At 58.8% G+C, this 16,599-nt stretch carries 19 protein-coding genes; 6 read left to right on the plus strand and 13 right to left on the minus strand.

Annotated elements, in window-relative coordinates; translation table 11 throughout:
- Nucleotides 1–7: 7 nt before the first annotated feature.
- From tolR to ruvC, 7 genes are all read right to left on the minus strand, one after another.
- Nucleotides 8–484 (minus strand): protein TolR, encoded by a 477-nt coding sequence (tolR, locus tag ACR0A2_RS13970; protein WP_152457226.1) that lies wholly within the window; start codon nt 482–484, stop codon nt 8–10.
- 2 nt (nt 485–486) lie between these two features.
- Nucleotides 487–1,182: a protein TolQ gene (gene tolQ, locus ACR0A2_RS13975; RefSeq protein WP_480835616.1), complete on the minus strand. Its 696-nt coding sequence runs from the start codon at nt 1,180–1,182 to the stop codon at nt 487–489.
- Between the two features lie 110 nt (nt 1,183–1,292).
- The gene (gene ybgC / locus ACR0A2_RS13980) at nt 1,293–1,676 is read right to left on the minus strand and encodes a tol-pal system-associated acyl-CoA thioesterase (RefSeq protein WP_171205628.1); all 384 of its coding nucleotides are present in this window, start codon (nt 1,674–1,676) and stop codon (nt 1,293–1,295) included.
- A complete protein-coding gene (locus tag ACR0A2_RS13985) occupies nt 1,673–2,296 on the minus strand; it encodes a hypothetical protein (RefSeq protein ID WP_480835725.1) in 624 nt (207 codons plus the stop codon). Before ACR0A2_RS13985 ends, ybgC begins: the two co-directional genes overlap by 4 nt.
- A gap of 63 nt (nt 2,297–2,359) precedes the next feature.
- Nucleotides 2,360–3,382, minus strand: coding sequence for a Holliday junction branch migration DNA helicase RuvB (ruvB, locus tag ACR0A2_RS13990; RefSeq protein WP_480835618.1), 1,023 nt, complete (start codon nt 3,380–3,382; stop codon nt 2,360–2,362).
- Between the two features lie 4 nt (nt 3,383–3,386).
- Nucleotides 3,387–4,064: a Holliday junction branch migration protein RuvA gene (gene ruvA, locus ACR0A2_RS13995; RefSeq protein WP_480835620.1), complete on the minus strand. Its 678-nt coding sequence runs from the start codon at nt 4,062–4,064 to the stop codon at nt 3,387–3,389.
- Entirely contained in the window at nt 4,061–4,558 is a 498-nt protein-coding gene (ruvC, locus tag ACR0A2_RS14000) for a crossover junction endodeoxyribonuclease RuvC (RefSeq protein ID WP_152457220.1), read from the minus strand. The genes ruvA and ruvC overlap by 4 nt, the downstream gene beginning before the upstream one ends.
- Nucleotides 4,559–4,891: 333 nt before the next feature.
- Between ruvC and ACR0A2_RS14005 the strand changes: the two genes are divergently transcribed.
- The gene (locus ACR0A2_RS14005; RefSeq protein ID WP_152457219.1) at nt 4,892–5,107 is read left to right on the plus strand and encodes a DUF1127 domain-containing protein; all 216 of its coding nucleotides are present in this window, start codon (nt 4,892–4,894) and stop codon (nt 5,105–5,107) included.
- 113 nt (nt 5,108–5,220) lie between these two features.
- Here the strand turns inward: ACR0A2_RS14005 and ACR0A2_RS14010 are convergent, their stop codons facing one another.
- The 4 genes from ACR0A2_RS14010 to ACR0A2_RS14025 all read right to left on the minus strand — a co-directional run bounded on the left by ACR0A2_RS14010 (nt 5,221) and on the right by ACR0A2_RS14025 (nt 10,119).
- Nucleotides 5,221–5,577: a hypothetical protein gene (locus ACR0A2_RS14010; RefSeq protein WP_224857539.1), complete on the minus strand. Its 357-nt coding sequence runs from the start codon at nt 5,575–5,577 to the stop codon at nt 5,221–5,223.
- 89 nt (nt 5,578–5,666) lie between these two features.
- On the minus strand, nt 5,667–6,545 hold the full coding sequence (locus tag ACR0A2_RS14015) for a 50S ribosomal protein L11 methyltransferase (protein WP_480835622.1): 879 nt from the start codon (nt 6,543–6,545) through the stop codon (nt 5,667–5,669).
- Between the two features lie 66 nt (nt 6,546–6,611).
- Complete coding sequence (locus ACR0A2_RS14020) at nt 6,612–7,844, minus strand: MFS transporter (protein WP_152457217.1); 1,233 nt, start codon at nt 7,842–7,844, stop codon at nt 6,612–6,614.
- Between the two features lie 79 nt (nt 7,845–7,923).
- Nucleotides 7,924–10,119 (minus strand): primosomal protein N', encoded by a 2,196-nt coding sequence (locus tag ACR0A2_RS14025; protein ID WP_480835624.1) that lies wholly within the window; start codon nt 10,117–10,119, stop codon nt 7,924–7,926.
- Nucleotides 10,120–10,207: 88 nt separating this feature from the next.
- Between ACR0A2_RS14025 and fsa the strand changes: the two genes are divergently transcribed.
- From fsa to ACR0A2_RS14045, 4 genes are all read left to right on the plus strand, one after another.
- Complete coding sequence (fsa, locus tag ACR0A2_RS14030; RefSeq protein WP_480447069.1) at nt 10,208–10,861, plus strand: fructose-6-phosphate aldolase; 654 nt, start codon at nt 10,208–10,210, stop codon at nt 10,859–10,861.
- 197 nt (nt 10,862–11,058) lie between these two features.
- Entirely contained in the window at nt 11,059–11,766 is a 708-nt protein-coding gene (locus tag ACR0A2_RS14035; protein WP_152457214.1) for a DUF484 family protein, read from the plus strand.
- Nucleotides 11,763–12,683, plus strand: coding sequence for a tyrosine recombinase XerC (locus ACR0A2_RS14040; RefSeq protein ID WP_171117476.1), 921 nt, complete (start codon nt 11,763–11,765; stop codon nt 12,681–12,683). Before ACR0A2_RS14035 ends, ACR0A2_RS14040 begins: the two co-directional genes overlap by 4 nt.
- A 68-nt stretch (nt 12,684–12,751) precedes the next feature.
- A complete protein-coding gene (locus ACR0A2_RS14045) occupies nt 12,752–13,447 on the plus strand; it encodes a CDP-alcohol phosphatidyltransferase family protein (protein ID WP_152457212.1) in 696 nt (231 codons plus the stop codon).
- Nucleotides 13,448–13,468: 21 nt separating this feature from the next.
- Here the strand turns inward: ACR0A2_RS14045 and ACR0A2_RS14050 are convergent, their stop codons facing one another.
- Together ACR0A2_RS14050 and ACR0A2_RS14055 are read right to left on the minus strand one after the other, a co-directional pair.
- A complete protein-coding gene (locus ACR0A2_RS14050; protein WP_152457211.1) occupies nt 13,469–13,936 on the minus strand; it encodes a hypothetical protein in 468 nt (155 codons plus the stop codon).
- A 76-nt stretch (nt 13,937–14,012) separates the two neighbouring features.
- Entirely contained in the window at nt 14,013–14,468 is a 456-nt protein-coding gene (locus ACR0A2_RS14055) for a methylated-DNA--[protein]-cysteine S-methyltransferase (protein WP_480835626.1), read from the minus strand.
- Between the two features lie 134 nt (nt 14,469–14,602).
- Here ACR0A2_RS14055 and ACR0A2_RS14060 point away from each other — a divergent pair, with 134 nt between their 5' ends.
- Complete coding sequence (locus tag ACR0A2_RS14060; RefSeq protein ID WP_171616320.1) at nt 14,603–16,561, plus strand: lipase family protein; 1,959 nt, start codon at nt 14,603–14,605, stop codon at nt 16,559–16,561.
- Nucleotides 16,562–16,599 lie beyond the last annotated feature (38 nt).

Genomic DNA, 16,599 nt, shown 5'->3' on the forward strand with positions numbered 1-16,599 from the left:
TGCGGCCTCACTCTCCACCTTCGTCCAGCGTCGGCCCGCCCGTATCGGTCACAAGCCCAACGTTGGAAAACCCGCCCGCGTTCAGCGCGCCCATGACCTGCATGACCTGCGCGTAAGGAATCGCGCCATCGGCGCGCAGGAAAACCCGGTCACTGCTCCGCTCTGCGGCGATGGCCCGCAGCTTGCCGATCAGTTCCTCGCGCAACACGTCTGTTGTCTGGATCTGCACACGTCCATCTGCCGTCAGGGTCACGGTCAAAGGTTCTTCATTGTCACCGGGCAAAGCACTGGCGGCGGTCTTGGGCAGATCTACCGGAACACCGACGGTCAGCAATGGCGCGGCCACCATGAAGATGATCAGCAAAACCAGCATGACATCCACAAACGGGGTCACGTTGATCTCGGCCATGGGTTGCGCGCGACCGCGACGCCGACCGCGTCTGCGCCCGTTTCCACCCGAGGATTGCTGAACCGCCGCGCCCATTTTCAGCTGTCCAACTGGCGCGACAGAATGGTCGCGAACTCGTCGGCAAAGGCCTCATAGCCGCCCACGATGCGGTCACAGTCTGCACTGAGCTTGTTGTAGAAAATAACCGCCGGGATCGCGGCCAGAAGGCCCAGCCCCGTTGCCAATAGTGCCTCGGCAATACCCGGGGCCACGACCGCCAGGTTGGTATTCTGCTGTTCGGCGATTTCGATAAAGGCATTCATGATGCCCCAGACCGTACCAAACAGGCCGATGAACGGCGCAGTCGATCCAACCGTAGCCAGGATGGGCAGACCTTTCTGCAAGGTCTCGGCCTCTTTCGCTATGGCCACATCCATGGACCGGTCTATCCGCGCAGTCGCTCCGGCAATCAATCCGCCATCATTTCGGTGCGACCTGCGCCATTCGATCATTCCGGCAGCAAAAATCTTTTCAGAACTTCCATCCGGCTGGGTTCCGATCTGCTCGAACAGCTCGTCCAAAGGGTTGCCGGACCAGAAGCTCTCGTCAAATGCCTGCGCCTCGCGACGGGCCGCGCGGTAATTGATCAGCTTCTGAATGATGATGCCCCAGGACCAGATGGATGCACCGATCAGCATCAACATCACCAATTTGACGATAAATGTCGCGCGGGCAAACAGCCCCCACATGGAGAAATCGATCTCCTGCGCCAGCGCCAGCGTTTCAGCTTCCATGAACCTGCTCTTTGTTTTTGCCTGACGGCCGTTTGTTTGGCCTTGTTTTGCCAAACGCTAACGCAGTTGGGGCTGAAATGCCAACAGAACCACCCCTGACACGCAAATTGTTACATCAATGCGCGAATCTCTGCCGGAAGCCGGATCGGCCTGCCATCCTTGTTGATGCACACGGCAGTGACCGAGGCGCGAAAAATCTCGGTCTCGCCGCGCCGGACCAGCTGCGCCATGGTCAGCCGCACACCCGAGATTTCCGTAACTTCGGTTTCGACGATCAGTTCGTCATCGAACCTGGCGGGCGAAAGGTAATCGGCCTCGACCCGCCGCACGACCCAAACAATGCCCTCTTCCCGCATTGCGTTCTGGTCATTGCCCAGATTGCGCACCCAATCCGAACGCGCACGTTCGATATACCGCAGATAGTTCGCGTGATAGACGACGCCGCCCATGTCGGTGTCTTCATAATAAACGCGAACCGGATAGGTATGTTTCATTGCAGTGGCTCCAACCGGGCAAACAACCTGAGCGCATGAGACGCATCCTGCGCCGAACCCGGCAAAACCGGATCGTAAGCAGCCCGAATCAACGCAGCAATATCGGGGCGCAGGATCGTCGCTTCGCCCGCCACGGCAAGCGGAGATTGCGTCCGAAACGCAGTATCGGACCATAGAAGGATGGTCTGCACCACCTGGCTCAGCGCCAGCGTTTCCGCCGGTACTTTGGACAACTGCTTGTCCATGCGCAGAAAAACAAAAGCCGCACGGATCGCGCCATCTTCCTCGAACCGGAAAATGCGATACTGGTTTGCATCCGCTTCAACCAAGCGCCCGACCAATGGTGCCAGATCGGGGATCAGACGATCAAGATCAGGCACGTCCAGCAGCTCTTGCCAATCCCGGAAGAAGAAGACCATGAAGTTGGCACCAAGTTCGGGGTCGGTTTCGGCCATTTTGTGACCGGCCAAGGTGACAACCGCCTCGAAGGCGCCCTTCACAGTGGACAGCGTTTCATCTTCAACGCCAAACACAATCGGCACGATGGGTCGTCCCCAGCGGGCAAACAGAAACTCACCGCTTTCGCGCGTGAACAGCGCCTCAATCTCTTCCGGTGTCACGGTCAAGCCTTCATCTTTTCGAAAACACTCTCGCCGAAGGCATAAAATTTCCAAGCGCAAGCTTCAACCGAACAGATCGCTTTGCCGTTTGGGTGCAGCCATGCCCAGATGCGTCCAAGCCTTTTGCGCCAACATCCGCCCACGCGGTGTTCGCTGGATCAACCCCTGCTGCAACAGAAAGGGCTCGATCACTTCTTCCAGCGAGTCCCGGCTTTCAGACAGGGCGGCTGACATCGTTTCGATCCCGACAGGACCACCACCGTAATTCTCGGCGATCAGTTTCAGATACCGGCGGTCCGCACCATCCAGCCCCAAATGGTCCACACCCAGCCGCGTCAAGGCTCCGTCAGCCAGTTCGCGGGTGATCCGCCCATCTCCTTCGACAATGGCGAAATCCACCACCCGGCGCAGCAGACGTCCGGCGATGCGCGGTGTTCCGCGTGACCTGCGCGCAATCTCGCGTGCGCCCTCATCATCATCTGCCGGAGCGCCGAGTTTCCGCGCGTTTCGGGTGACGATCTCATGCAATTCGTCCACGGTGTAGAACTGCAACCGGGTCGGAATACCAAACCGGTCGCGCAAAGGTGTGGTCAGCAAACCCATGCGCGTCGTGGCCCCAACAAGCGTGAAGGGTTGCAATTCGATCCGTACGGTTCGCGCGGCGGGCCCCTCGCCGATCACCAGATCAAGCTCGAAATCTTCCATCGCGGGGTAAAGCACCTCTTCCACCGCCGGGTTCAGGCGGTGGATTTCGTCGATGAACAAGACATCCCGCGCTTCGAGATTGGTCAGGATCGCAGCCAGATCGCCCGCTTTCGCCAGAACCGGCCCGGACGTCATGCGAAAATTCACCCCCAGTTCACGCGCCATGATCTGCGCCAGCGTCGTCTTGCCCAACCCCGGAGGGCCATGGAACAACGTGTGATCCATCGCCTCGCCCCGCTGGCGGGCGGATTGGATGAAGATGCGCAGATTGGCGCGTGCCTCGGCCTGACCGATGAACTCATCCAAGCCCTGCGGGCGCAATGCGCGGTCGTTGTCCTCGGGCAATGGATCGGGGCGCACAGTGGGATCAGCGTCTACCATTCATTCAGCCTTTCGGAGCCAGCAATTGCAGCGCGGCACGAATCAGACCCGCTTCGTCTGCATCCGGGTTGTTGGCGGCCGCCTCGGCAACCGCGGCTGCTGCATCCGACGGCCCATAACCCAGATTGGACAAGGCAGACAGCGCACCCGCTGATGCAGCGGCGGCCCCAGAGGCCGGTTTTGGCGTCCGCTTCGGAGCAGGCGCTGCCTCGACAGGCTCTACAACTTCGATCGAAGGGCCATCCATCGCATCGGTCAAGGTACCACCCATGGCCATCACGCCCGGCGCCTTGTCCTTGAGGTCCAGAACGATCCGCTGCGCCGTTTTCGGGCCCACACCTTTCGCCGCCTTGACCGCCGCCCAATCTCCCAGTGCGATTGCGCGGCTGACACCGTCCGGCCCCAGCGCGCTGAGGATCGCCAGAGAGACTTTCGCTCCGACCCCCTGAACCGAGCACAAAAGGCGGTGCCATTCCTTCTCGACCAGCGAAAGAAAGCCATAAAGCTGCATCAGGTCCTCGCGCACGACCATGTCCGTATAGATCGAAACCGCCTCGCCTACACCCGGCAGTGCAGCCATGGTCCGGTCAGAGCAATAGACGATGTATCCCACACCCCGGACATCGATCAGCACGTGATCTGCTGCGCGATAGTCCAGCCTTCCGGTGAGTTTTCCGATCATGCCCGCACCTCTTTCACACGCACCTGTTGGGTCTTGCCGTAATAGGCATGGCAAATCGCAATCGCCAGAGCATCTGCTGCATCCGCCCCTTTGGGCTGACATCCGGGCAATTGCAGTTTGACCATGTGCAACACCTGCTCCTTTTCCGCGTGCCCGACACCCACGACCGTTTTCTTGACCCGGTTCGGGGCGTATTCCCCCACCGGCAATCCGGCCTGTGCCAGCGTCAGCAACGCCACGCCTCGCGCCTGACCCAGTTTGAGCGTACCGGCACCATCCTTGTTCACAAAGGTCTGTTCGATGGCTGCCTGGTCCGGTTGGTGATCGGCGATGACTTCGACAATCTGGTTATGGAGAGACAACAGCCGCTCACCCAGATCATCCCCATCCGACTTGCACAAACCGTTGGCCACGTGGCTCAGGCGGCTGCCATTTGATTCGATGACGCCCCACCCCAGGGTCCTAAGCCCCGGATCAATGCCCAGAATTCGCATGTTTTGCCTCGGCCTGCTCGGGTTCTGTGATCTTTTTTCAACGCCTAGCACGAAGCGTGAACATTTTCCAAGCGAATTGACCCAAGGCCTGAAAACGACACACCTGTCCCATAGGCGACTCAACACGCCATTTGCGACTTCAAAAAGTCTGAATTCGACACTTTTGTGAACGCGTTTTCACCAATTATTTAAGGGGATTACAACCTTTTGGAGCATTGCAGGAAACGCATAGGACACATGCAAAAACTGAACTTGTGCGGGCGATTTGGCGGCACTAGATGCCGGGCAGATCGCAAGACCGCAAAGTGAACACCAACCAGAAGGAAACAGGATATGGCTGCACTGGACACCACCCGCTTCGCCTCCACTGGCTCGTTCGGCCTCGTTGGCCGTATCGGCGCATTTTTTGTATCGGCCGTGAACGCCGCCGTCGAATGGAATGACGCCCGCGTTACCCGCAACGCGCTGACCGGTCTAACCGATCGTGAACTGGAAGATATCGGCCTGTGCCGTGGCGACATCGACGCCATCGCCCAAGGTCGCCGGTAATACCGACCACCACTCGCATACGCCCCTTCCTCCTCCCTTGAGGGGCAAACAGAAACACCGCGCGCCCCGGGCACGCGGTGTTTTTCGTCCGAAAACTGAGTCAAAACTGAGATTCAGTATAAAATCTTGTTGAGTTGCACGGCAATCGCCTGCGACACCGGGTCGATCTGCATCACCCAAGCACCTGCTTTTTCGACCGATGTGCCTTCGTTCAAACTGTCGATCCGATATTGGTATCCGGTCGGGCCAAGGCTGGACAGAAGAAACGCCTTGAACGCCACAACACTCAGAAGCGTAAGCAACAGCACCCTGGCCGGCACTGCCGAGCTTACCCGCTGCGGCTTCATGACGACCAGGCCATCCTTGCGCATCGTCGCGCGATAGCCACGGCTCATCTTTTGATGTTTTTTGTTCAGGCGATTAACGCGCTGAGTGAACTCCAGTTGTTTACCCGTCATGGCAGCCTCCAAAAACCGCCCCCCTCGACTTCAGTCAGAAAACGGTAAAAAGAGATTACGACAAAAACGTGGCAAAATTCCACAAAACTCCTGCAAATGGCCTAGTTTGCGCCCTGTTTCATTAAGATTAGGGTCGTCCATTCACCAATCTCATCCCTACGGATAAGATTGAATTCATTTTGAGAATAAACAGACACCACATCATCGGCCTGTTCGTTGAGGATCCCCGACAGGATTGCATACCCTCCGGGACGCAGATTCGCCGCGATTTCCGGCGAGAGCGCGACCAGAGGACCTTTGAGAATATTGGCAAAGATCAGGTCATAGGGCGCGTGCGCCCTGAGATCGGGGTGGTCGAAACCCGCCGCTTCCACGCACCGCACGGCACCGGACATCCCGTTCGCCTTGAGGTTGGCTTCGGCCACGTCAACAGCCACTTCATCAATGTCGCTGGCAATGATGTCACCGTCCCAAACCCGGGCTGCGGCCATGGCCAAAACGGCGGTGCCACAGCCGATATCCGCCACTTTCGTCGCGGTGAACCCTTCGTCAAGCAATCTGTCAAAGGCCTTGAGGCACCCCAAAGTCGTACCATGGTGGCCGGTGCCAAAGGCCATTGCGGCCTCGATCAGCAATGGAATGCGGCCCTCGGGCAGCTTGTCGGCATCGTGGCTTCCATAGACAAAGAAACGCCCCGCCTCGACGGGCGCAAGCTCGCGTCGTACATGCGCAACCCAGTCGGTTTCCGGCAGCTCTGAAACAACAAACGGTTTGGCGTCGAATGCCGCGGCCAGAACCGCCAGTGCGGTCTCGTCGGGGGCTTCGGTGAAATATCCGCCGACCTCCCACAGGCCGGAGCCGTCTTCGACTTCGAACACACCAACGCCGGTTGGCTCTGGCTCCAGACGTTCCATCGCCTCGCCCAGACCTTCGGCGGCCTTCTTACCTGTCAGCGTCGTCAGTGCGGTGAATGTGGGCATTGGGGCCTCCTGTCTCGATTGACACCGCGCCTAGGACGCCGCGCCGTCAAGGTCAAGCGCTGAGACCTATTCCGCAGGGGCCGGAGCGTATTTGGTCAGGATGGTCTCGTTGCCGGGCTCGGGATGACGCGGGATCAACAGGGACAGCAGCAGCGAAACGATCGCCATCGCCGCGGCCAGGCCAAACACGGCGCCCGGCGACACGACCCAAAGCAGGCCAAGCAAAGCGGGCAAAAACACCGCCGCAATATGATTGATCGTAAAGGCCACCGCAGCGGTCGGCGCGATATCAGCAGGGTCGGCGATTTTCTGGAAATAGGTTTTCAACGCCAAAGCCAGCGCAAACAGCACGTGGTCGATCACATAAAGGATTGCCGCAAGCAGAACACCCCAGCCGAACCAATAGATGCCGCCATAGGCTGCGAACACGATGGCCAGGCCGGTATATTCAAATATCAGCGTGCGCCGCTCACCGAACTTTGCCACCGCCTTTCCCAGCAATGGGGCGGCCATCATGTTGATCATCAGATTGATCAGATAAAGGCTGGTGAGCTCATGCACTTCAAAGCCGAATTTCTCGACCATCATGAACCCGGCAAAGACGACAAATATCTGCCGCCGCGCGCCTGCCATAAACTGCAATGCATAATACAGCCAATACCGGCGACGCAGGATCAGCTTCTTGGTCTGCGGCGTGGGCGCATCGAATTGCGGATAGGCGAACAGACAGAACAGGGCCAGCGCAGCCGTAACTCCACCCGACGCCATGAATACAAAGTTGTAGGACAGATCAAAGCGATCCCAGGTCAGTACGATCAGCCCATACACCACCATGGTCGCCGCCGATCCCATCGCAACCAGCCATCCCAGCACCTGCGGAGCACGATCCTTGGGCAGCCACTGCAATTGAAGCGACTGGTTTACGGTCTCGTAGTAATGGAACCCGATCGAGCTGAACAAGGTCACAAACAGCAACCCGCCCAGGCTGGGAAACCACGCGGTCACCGCCGTTGCGACGCCAAGCATCATCAGAGAGATCATCGCCAGCACCTGCTCGCGAATGAAAATGATGACGGCAATCACGCCAACCGCCAGAAACCCCGGAATCTCGCGCACCGTATGCAGCAGACCGATATCCGCGCCATCAAAATTCGCCACCTCAATAACAAAGTTGTTCAGCAGCGCGCTCCATGCGTTGAACGCAATGGGCATGGTCAGCGCCATCATGAACAACAGCGTGATGGGGCGGCGCCAGAACGGCAGGCTCTGCGCCTCGGTAAGGGGCATGGGTTTCAGCATGAGAGTCCTCTACGCCCATTTCACCGCTTTGGCGAGAGGGAAGCGGTCTGCGCACAATCACCCTGCACAGATGCAGAGGTCAGTAAAAACTCTGTGGGTCGATATCGACGGTCAGGCGGATATCGCCCTTCAGGCGCAACGGGGCGATCCAGCGGGCAATGGCATCCTGGATCGGCGCCCCTTTGGGGGCTTTCACCAACAAGCGTACTCTGTGGCGGCCACGTATACGTGCGATGGGTGCCGGCGCAGGGCCAAAGACCTGAGCACCGATCTGCGTCAAAGGTGTATCGTTGCGCGCCATTGCATTGCCGATATCGAAAACCGGCCCGACCTCGGGGCCCGACAACACGATCCCGGCCATGCGACCATAGGGCGGCACGCCTGCCGCCTGCCGACCCGCTGCCTCGGCTTTCCAGAACCCTTCCTCGTCACCCGAGAGGATGGCCCGGATCACCGGGTGTTCCGGTTGAAATGTTTGCAACAACGCCTGCCCCGGCTTGTCCGCCCGTCCCGCGCGCCCGGCCACCTGCCGCATCAATTGAAACGTACGCTCAGCCGCGCGCAGATCCGCGCCGTGCAGGGAAAGGTCAGCGTCAATCACACCGACCAATGTAAGCTTGGGGAAGTTGTGCCCCTTGGCCACCAATTGCGTACCGATGATGATGTCGGCATCCCCGGCGGCGATCTCTTCAATCTTGGCTTTCAATGCCCGGGCTGAACCAAAAAGATCGGAACTCAGCATCGCGATTTTCGCCTCGGGGAAGGTCGCCTCGGCTTCTTCCGCCAGCCGTTCGATCCCCGGCCCGACCGGGGCAAGCTTACCCTCCACGCCGCAGGAGGGGCAGGCTTCGGGCATCGGCTTGGTTTCGCCGCATTGGTGGCACATCAATCGCTTGAGAAACCGATGCTCGACCATGCGTGCGTCGCACTGATCACAGGCGATCTGCTCGCCACAGGCCCGGCACAAGGTGACCGGCGCATAGCCACGGCGGTTGATGAACAACAGCGATTGTTCACCTTTTTCGATCCGCTGCTGCACCGCTTGCCGCAAAGACGGAGAAACCCACGTTCCGGGCGACATCTGCTCGGCCCGCATGTCGATGGGCTTCATCTCGGGCAATACCGCCGCTCCGAAGCGCGAGGTCAGGTCAAGCCTTTCGTACTTGCCCGCCTCGGCATTGGCCCAGCTTTCCAGCGAAGGCGTCGCGCTGGCCAGAATCACCCGGGCGCCACAGATCGCCGAGCGCAGAACTGCCATGTCACGGGCGCTGTAATGCACGCCGTCTTCCTGTTTGTAGGACGTGTCGTGTTCTTCGTCGACGACCACCAGCCCCAGATCGCGGAATGGCAGAAACAGCGCCGACCGGGCGCCCACGACCAGTTGCGCATTCCCCTGTCCGACCATCCGCCAGACCCGGCGCCGTTCCGTCATCGTCGCGCCGGAATGCCATTCCGCCGGGCGCGCACCGAACCGCGCCTCGACCCGGGTCAGAAATTCTGCGGTCAGGGCAATCTCGGGAAGCAGAACCAAGGCCTGCCGCCCCATGCGCAGCGCTTCGGCCACGGCCTCCAAATAGACCTCGGTCTTGCCGGAACCGGTAACGCCTTTCAGCAGCGTGGTGCCGTAATCGCCGGTCCGCTGCCCGGCCTGAAGCCGTTCGACCGCCGCTGCCTGATCCGCGGTCAGGTCTTTCCCGGGCAGGTCCGGATCAAGATGCGGATAAGGCAGGTCGCGCGGGCTGTCCTCTTCGCGCACGGCGCCTTGTTTGACCAACCCCTTGACAACAGATGACGTTACACCTGCCTGTTCGGCGAGTTCCTTCAAGGTAAAGGCCAGCCCACCATAATCCCGCAATACCTCCAGAACCCGGGTCCGGGCATCGGTCATTCGGTCAGGTTCAGTATCCCCCAGCCGGTAGACCTTGCGCATAGACGGCGGATCACCCAGGCCCGGTGCCCGCGTCGCCAGACGCAGCATCGCAGGCATTGGCGTCAGAGTGTAATCGGCAACCTTCTCCAGAAACACCCGCATCTCTTCACGCATCGGAGCAACTTCGAGAACCCGGATCACCGACCGCGCCTTGCTCAGATCAAAACCACCCTGCCCCGGCCCCCAGACCACCCCCAGCACCTTGCGCGGGCCCAAAGGAACCTCGACAAACGCGCCCAGAACGCACCCGCCTTCGGGCGCTTTGTAATCCAGCGTCCGGTCAAGCGGCTGCGTTGTCAGCACCGCAACCAGCTCTCCTTGGTCGAAAAATCCGTTAGCGCTCACGGCATGTCCTTCGCAGGGGGTTCCAGCAGGGGTCTCTTTGAGGTAAAGCCATCCGCGACCAAGGCCAACCCATCAAAGGACTGCCCTCATGAAATTCTTCGTAGACACAGCCGAAATCGACGCCATTGCCGAACTGAACGATCTGGGCATGGTGGACGGCGTCACCACCAACCCTTCGCTGATCCTGAAGTCAGGTCGCGACATTCTGGAAGTGACCAAAGAGATATGTGATCTGGTCGATGGCCCGGTATCGGCCGAGGTTGTCGCCACCGAAGCTGACGACATGATCGCCGAAGGCCGCAAACTGGCCAAGATCGCGCCGAATATCGCCGTCAAAGTGCCGCTGACATGGGCCGGCTTGAAAACCTGCAAGACACTCAGCGACGAAGGCCAGATGGTCAATGTGACGCTCTGTTTCTCGACCAATCAGGCGATTCTGGCTGCAAAGGCGGGCGCGACATTCATCTCGCCTTTCATCGGACGGCTTGACGATATCAACCTCGACGGCATGGATCTGATCGCAGACATTCGTCAGGTCTATGACAACTACGGGTTCGAGACCGAAATCCTTGCCGCATCGATCCGTACCGTCAACCACGTGACCGACAGCGCCCGCATCGGGGCCGATGTGATCACCGCACCGCCTTCCGTGATCAAGAAACTGGCCGACCATCCGTTGACGGACAAAGGTCTGGAAACCTTCCTCGCGGACTGGGCCAAAACCGGTCAGAATATCCTCTGATCCCAGACCCGACCGCGCGGTGCCGAAAGGCGCCGCGCCCGGCCCAACGGCCAAATGCCTGATCTGTGATCAGGCATGGCGGGCGGGAGCCCCTTGCCACAGCATGCAAGGAAATCCACCCTTGCGTGCATTTTTTCCAAGGCAAATCCGGTCCGGCATGTTATAAGCCGCGACAACAAAAAAAGACCGGACGGGACATGAGCAGCACCCCCAAACTCGAGGATAACCTCCGCGCGGCGATTCTGGCCGAGCCGGATGTCGTACTGGACGACAAAGACCTGATGCAGGCGCTTGTCGCTGCCAACGAGCAAGCGCGCGGCGACAACGTGATTGACCTGCGCGGCATTGCGATGCAACGGCTCGAGGCGCGGCTGGACCGGCTGGAAGACACCCACCGTTCCGTCATCGCTGCGGCCTATGAAAACCTCGCGGGTACCAATCAGGTCCACCGCGCCATTCTGCGATTGCTGGAACCTGTCGAGTTCGAAGATTTCCTGCGAACGCTGGGCGCCGATGTGGCGGACATCCTGCGCGTCGACAGCGTTACGCTGGTTCTGGAAACAACCGTGGTTCAGAACGATCCCGCAATCGACACGTTGGGCGGGGTCCTGACGATCGCGGAACCCGGTTTCATCGACCGGTACCTGACCATTGATCGCGGCGGCCCTGCGCGGGATGTGATCTTGCGGGAAATCCATCAGCCGAGTCGGCGTATTTTCGGGTCACAGGCCGATCAGCTTCGTTCCGAGGCCTGCCTGAAACTGGACCTCGGAGCCGGTCGCCTGCCTGGCATGATCGTCATGGCCGCCCGCGACCCGCGGCATTTCACACCGCAGCTGGGCACCGATCTTCTGGCCTTTTTTGCCGGCGTGTTCGAACGCTCGATGCGTCACTGGTTGTCGTGAGCCTGATCTCGCCTGCCTGCCGCGACGCGCTTCAGCATTGGCTGGACAGCCTGAGCGCACTGGCCGGACGATCCGAGAATACGCTAAACGCCTATCGTGGCGATGTCGTCGAGTTTCTGTCGTTCATGACCCTGCATCACGCCGAACGGCATGGCCTGAAGGCACTGGAACGGATCACGGTGTCGGATATGCGCGCCTGGATGGCGGATCAGCGCGGCGCAGACGTCAGCGCGCGGTCTTTGGCGCGCAAACTGTCGGCGGTCAAAAGCTTCTACCGTTGGCTGGCAGAGCGTGAGGGGTTCGAGCCCACCGCCGTTCTGTCCACCCGCGCGCCGAAATTCACCAAGAAACTGCCCCGTCCGCTGGCCGAAGATGCAGCCCGCGCCATGATCGATACGGTGGAACTGCAATCCACATCCGACTGGGTCGCGGCGCGCGACGTCGCGGTTGTGACGCTGCTGTACGGATGCGGCCTGCGCATATCCGAGGCGCTGTCCCTGACCGGAGCGGACGTGCCTTTGCCCGCCACGCTGCGCATCGTCGGGAAAGGCGACAAAGAACGGGTCGTACCGGTTCTTCCTGCCGCCCGCGAAGCGGTCGACAGATACCTGAAGTTATGCCCCCATCCACGAGCACAGGACAAAGCCCTATTTCGAGGTGTCCGTGGCGGGCCATTGAACCCACGTGCAATCCAAGGGGTTATGGCCAAAGCGCGTATGCAGCTGGGCCTGCCCTCAACCGCGACACCTCACGCGTTGCGGCACAGCTTTGCCACCCACCTGCTGTCAGCCGGAGGCGACCTGCGTGCCATCCAAGAGCTTCTTGGCCACGCCTCTTTGTCGACGACGCAGGCGTATACGGCGGTGGACACAGCGCGGTTGATGGAGGTCTACAACCGCGCGCATCCCAAAGCCTGACGTGCACATCACCTAGAAACCCGGGCTTTTGGTTTGCATCTCGGACGCGCATCAGTCATGACGCTCGCATGACACTCAGATTCAAAGCTCTTTCCGTTCATCTCTTTACTGCAACAGGCGCTGTTTTTGCCATGCTGGCCATGCTGGCCGCGGTCGAAGAGAAATGGAGCCTTATGTATCTTTGGCTTGTCGTGTCTTTCATTGTAGACGGTATCGATGGCCCGCTGGCGCGACATTATCACGTCAAGCACAACGCGCCCGAGTTCGACGGCGTTCTGCTGGATCTGATCATCGATTACCTGACCTATGTGTTCATCCCGGCCTTTGCCCTGTTCAAATCGGGGCTGATGGACGGCTGGACCGGATGGTTCGCGATCATCGTCATCACATTTGCCAGTGCGATGTATTTCGCGGATACACGCATGAAGACCAAGGACAATTCGTTTTCCGGTTTTCCCGGGTGCTGGAACATGTTCGTGATCGTGATCTTCGCACTGGAACCGAATTTCTGGATCATCCTGCTGCTGGTCACCCTGCTGTCGCTGGCCATGTTTCTGCCGCTGAAATTCGTTCATCCCGTCCGCACCGAGCGCTGGCGCAGCCTGACTTTGCCGATGGCGCTGGCATGGACGTTCTTCGCGGGTTGGGCCGCATGGGTCGATTTTCACCCCGAAAGCTGGGCCCATTGGGGGCTGGTCATCACCAGCCTGTACCTGACCTTCGCAGGCATCGCCCAACAGGTTGTTCCGCAGCGCCGCGCCTGACGCAGCGCTGCCCGTCCCGTTTTACAGAACGTCCTGCACCTCGAATTCGGTGCCGTTATGGGTAAAGACGTCGCCCTTTTGCAGACCTGCCATCGCCAGATATATCGGGCTTTGGGTTGAAATGCCCATATAGGTCTTGCCATCCACTTCAAACCGCGTTGTTGAAACACACACAACAAATCTGCGGTTGTTGAACTTGATCACAGCTCCTGGCCTGACCGTGTCGGCAAGGCTGAAATCGGTATTTTCGATGACATCAATCTTTGCATGATGCGCATGGACCGGGGCATCAAAGGCAGCCGCCAGATCGGCGTTTTCCCGCGATGCGGCAATGTCATCCTTGTCGTGACCTTCCCGGTCGTCCAACTGGGCATCTTTCAAAAACGCATCGTAATGCGCCTGCGCCGTTGCAAGCTCTTGCGCTTCAAGCGACATCAACCGGTCGATAATGGCCTTCTTGCGGGCTGCACGGTCTTGTTCAGTGGTCATGCAATGCGGTCCTTCAAATTCAGCAATGGTTACAAGTTGTGTCTGCAAAAAGCGGATTGCAACCGAATTTCGACGCTCAGATCAAAAGACCTGCCGCCCGCTCATGCCGCAACAGGGCAACTTTCGTCTCAACACCACCGTCGCCCGAAAAACCGCCCAAGCCATTTGCGGCCAGTACCCGGTGGCAGGGAATGATCACGGGAATGGGGTTTGATCCGCAGGCTTGGCCAACCGGCTGGGCGGGCTGCCCCAATTCTTTGGCGATATCGCCATAGGTGCGCGTTTCTCCAAGCGGGATGGCATATATCAGGTCACAGACCCGCTTTTGAAACTCTGATCCGTCAATGCGATACGGCAGATCGAAACGGTCAAGCCACCCTTGATCATAGGCCCTCAACTGGGCGGCGGCTTCGCGCAGCAGCGTAGTCGGCTCACCCTCGTTCCTGCCGTTCCAGACAAGCCGTGTAAGGGCTCCGTCTGTTTCTTCAACACCAAGTCGTCCGAACTGAGTTTCAACGGAAATCATCGCCATGGACCGACGGTTTCAGATCAAAGCACCAAGCACAAGCGCGGGAATGTGCAAGACCACGCAAAACGTCATTTTTGGGCATTGGCGCCATTCGTGATACGCTCCTGCCGTTACTTAAAGAGATTTTGGAGAACGCAATGGGTCGACATTTGATCCTCACGGTACATGGAATCGGTGAACAAAAACCCGGCGAAACCGTCGATCAGGTCGTTGGCGCAGCAACAACCTGGCTGGATGGAAACCCCAGACCACCGATCGAAGTCGAACGCGGCATGATCGAACTGGCCGAATCCACCTTCGACGGAAATCCAAGAAATGCAGAGCTGTTCGAAGTCAATCTGCGCACGGTGACTGACCCGGCTGTTCCTCAGGACAAGGCCCTGTTTGCCGAAGTTTATTGGGCTGATCGCTCTCCGGCCCCGAAAGGAGCGATCAAAACCGTGCTGGACCTGATTTGGGTCGTTCTGGCGTTGGGATATCTGGCGATGGACAATGTCGAGCAAACCCACATCCGCAAAGGCGTTGCCTCGGACCAGCCCAATGGCAGGAATACACTTGCGGCACAGCTGGTACATCTTTTCACATGGATCTTCTTCGGTGCGGTTGCGACGCTGAACGTCTTTTTGTTGATTGGTGCCGCAGCGGTCATGACCGACCGGATACCTGTCTCGGTTTTCCAGAACCCTGCCCTGTTGTTCTGGCTTCTGTTCGGGCTGTACGCCGGCGGGGCCATTGTCGGGCTGGGGCAAAGCCGATCGGCGCCGACCTATCTCAGGCGGGTCTTCTGGCGTGGAATGCTCGCAATGGGAACAGCACTGACTCTGTGCCTGGTCATTGGGCCGCTGGGCCTGAAATTGTGGGTCTGCGTCCCTTCCGACACGGGAAATTGCCCGCCGGCCCTGGAGCAATTCGTGGCGTTTCAGGTTTTTCTGCTGTCCATTTTCTGGGCCACTCTTATCTTCCTGACACTCATTCTTTACGCGTTGTCCGCCTGGACGCTGCAGATCAATGACACACTTTCAGAGCACAGGCGGCTGTACCCCAGCATCTGTGCAGGCATGCTGGTTTTCTGGATGTTCTTCATTTCCGGCCTCTGGTTGACCATAGAGCAATTGCTGGAAACTGTTTCGGGCCTGTCCGGCGGTCAGCTGCAACGTCTTTTTGAAAGCAATTTGAACGAGTCCATCGAAACTCTCAGCGTGGCCTTTGTGGCCATCGTTCTGTTGGGGTTCGTTGGCGTCGGGCTTTTTGCAGGTCGCAAAACGTACAAGGCCAACCTTCACACCCGCAGCGGTCTGATCAGCCGGGCGATTGTAAACCGGCTGGCGCAGTGGGTCTTTCTGTTTGGTACAATCGTGCTGGTTCTGGTCACGATCCGAGAGATCGCAGCCAACCAGAGTTTTGAGGCCGCATGCAACGTGGGCATAGGTGAAACCAACCCGATCTCTTGGGCTTTGGACAGGTTGGCCTGTTCGCAAGGCGAGATCGGCCTGATCGTTCTTGGCGCAACTGCGTTGATGTACCGGTTTTCTGATTTTGTTTCCGCCGGGCTGGGCGTTGCACGGGATATCGTTACCTACGCCATTCGTGACAAATGCTATCTGGGAAAAGATCTGGAAACGCGACAACGCAACTATCCGGATCGCAAGGCGATAGACGAGCGTTTCTATCGCACGTTGTACTATGTTCTCGATATCTTTCCAGCGGATCATATTACGGTGATATCCCATTCGCAGGGCACCGTGATCGCCACACAGATGCTTGCTGACCCACGCGTCCAGAGACGCATCGGCGGGCGGACTCTGACACTCATCACGATGGGCTCTCCGGTCACGCATATTTATCAGCGCTATTTTCCCGAGATGTTCACCATCACCGCCAGTCAGTTGAACGCCGCGTGGTTCAACATCTTCCGGCAGGACGATTTTGTCGGAACCGAGATCGAGGGTGGTCTCATTTTTGCAAATCGAAACATCCCGGTCGATCCTGGCGGGCACACCGGTTACTTTACGGACTATCAGGTTTGGAAAGCACTGTCAGATCCTGCCATTGGCTTTGATCTGTTCAATCCAACACCGCAATCTGTGCAGACATAGCCCAAAATGCCCCCCCGACTGAATTCGGGGGGCGCGTT

This window comes from Ruegeria sp. H8, from assembly GCF_056532905.1.

Bases quoted from the DNA above. Each gene is read 5' to 3' on its own strand.
- ACR0A2_RS14015 (WP_480835622.1), bottom strand. From the start codon at position 6,545: ATGCCCACATTCACCGCACTGACGACGCTGACAGGTAAGAAGGCCGCC.
- ybgC (WP_171205628.1), bottom strand. From the start codon at position 1,676: ATGAAACATACCTATCCGGTTCGCGTTTATTATGAAGACACCGACATG.
- ACR0A2_RS14050 (WP_152457211.1), bottom strand. From the start codon at position 13,936: ATGACCACTGAACAAGACCGTGCAGCCCGCAAGAAGGCCATTATCGAC.
- ruvA (WP_480835620.1), bottom strand. From the start codon at position 4,064: ATGATCGGAAAACTCACCGGAAGGCTGGACTATCGCGCAGCAGATCAC.
- ACR0A2_RS14055 (WP_480835626.1), bottom strand. From the start codon at position 14,468: ATGGCGATGATTTCCGTTGAAACTCAGTTCGGACGACTTGGTGTTGAA.
- ACR0A2_RS14060 (WP_171616320.1), top strand. From the start codon at position 14,603: ATGGGTCGACATTTGATCCTCACGGTACATGGAATCGGTGAACAAAAA.
- ACR0A2_RS14005 (WP_152457219.1), top strand. From the start codon at position 4,892: ATGGCTGCACTGGACACCACCCGCTTCGCCTCCACTGGCTCGTTCGGC.
- fsa (WP_480447069.1), top strand. From the start codon at position 10,208: ATGAAATTCTTCGTAGACACAGCCGAAATCGACGCCATTGCCGAACTG.
- ruvC (WP_152457220.1), bottom strand. From the start codon at position 4,558: ATGCGAATTCTGGGCATTGATCCGGGGCTTAGGACCCTGGGGTGGGGC.
- ACR0A2_RS14020 (WP_152457217.1), bottom strand. From the start codon at position 7,844: ATGCTGAAACCCATGCCCCTTACCGAGGCGCAGAGCCTGCCGTTCTGG.
- ACR0A2_RS14045 (WP_152457212.1), top strand. From the start codon at position 12,752: ATGACACTCAGATTCAAAGCTCTTTCCGTTCATCTCTTTACTGCAACA.
- ruvB (WP_480835618.1), bottom strand. From the start codon at position 3,382: ATGGTAGACGCTGATCCCACTGTGCGCCCCGATCCATTGCCCGAGGAC.
- tolR (WP_152457226.1), bottom strand. From the start codon at position 484: ATGGGCGCGGCGGTTCAGCAATCCTCGGGTGGAAACGGGCGCAGACGC.
- tolQ (WP_480835616.1), bottom strand. From the start codon at position 1,182: ATGGAAGCTGAAACGCTGGCGCTGGCGCAGGAGATCGATTTCTCCATG.
- ACR0A2_RS14035 (WP_152457214.1), top strand. From the start codon at position 11,059: ATGAGCAGCACCCCCAAACTCGAGGATAACCTCCGCGCGGCGATTCTG.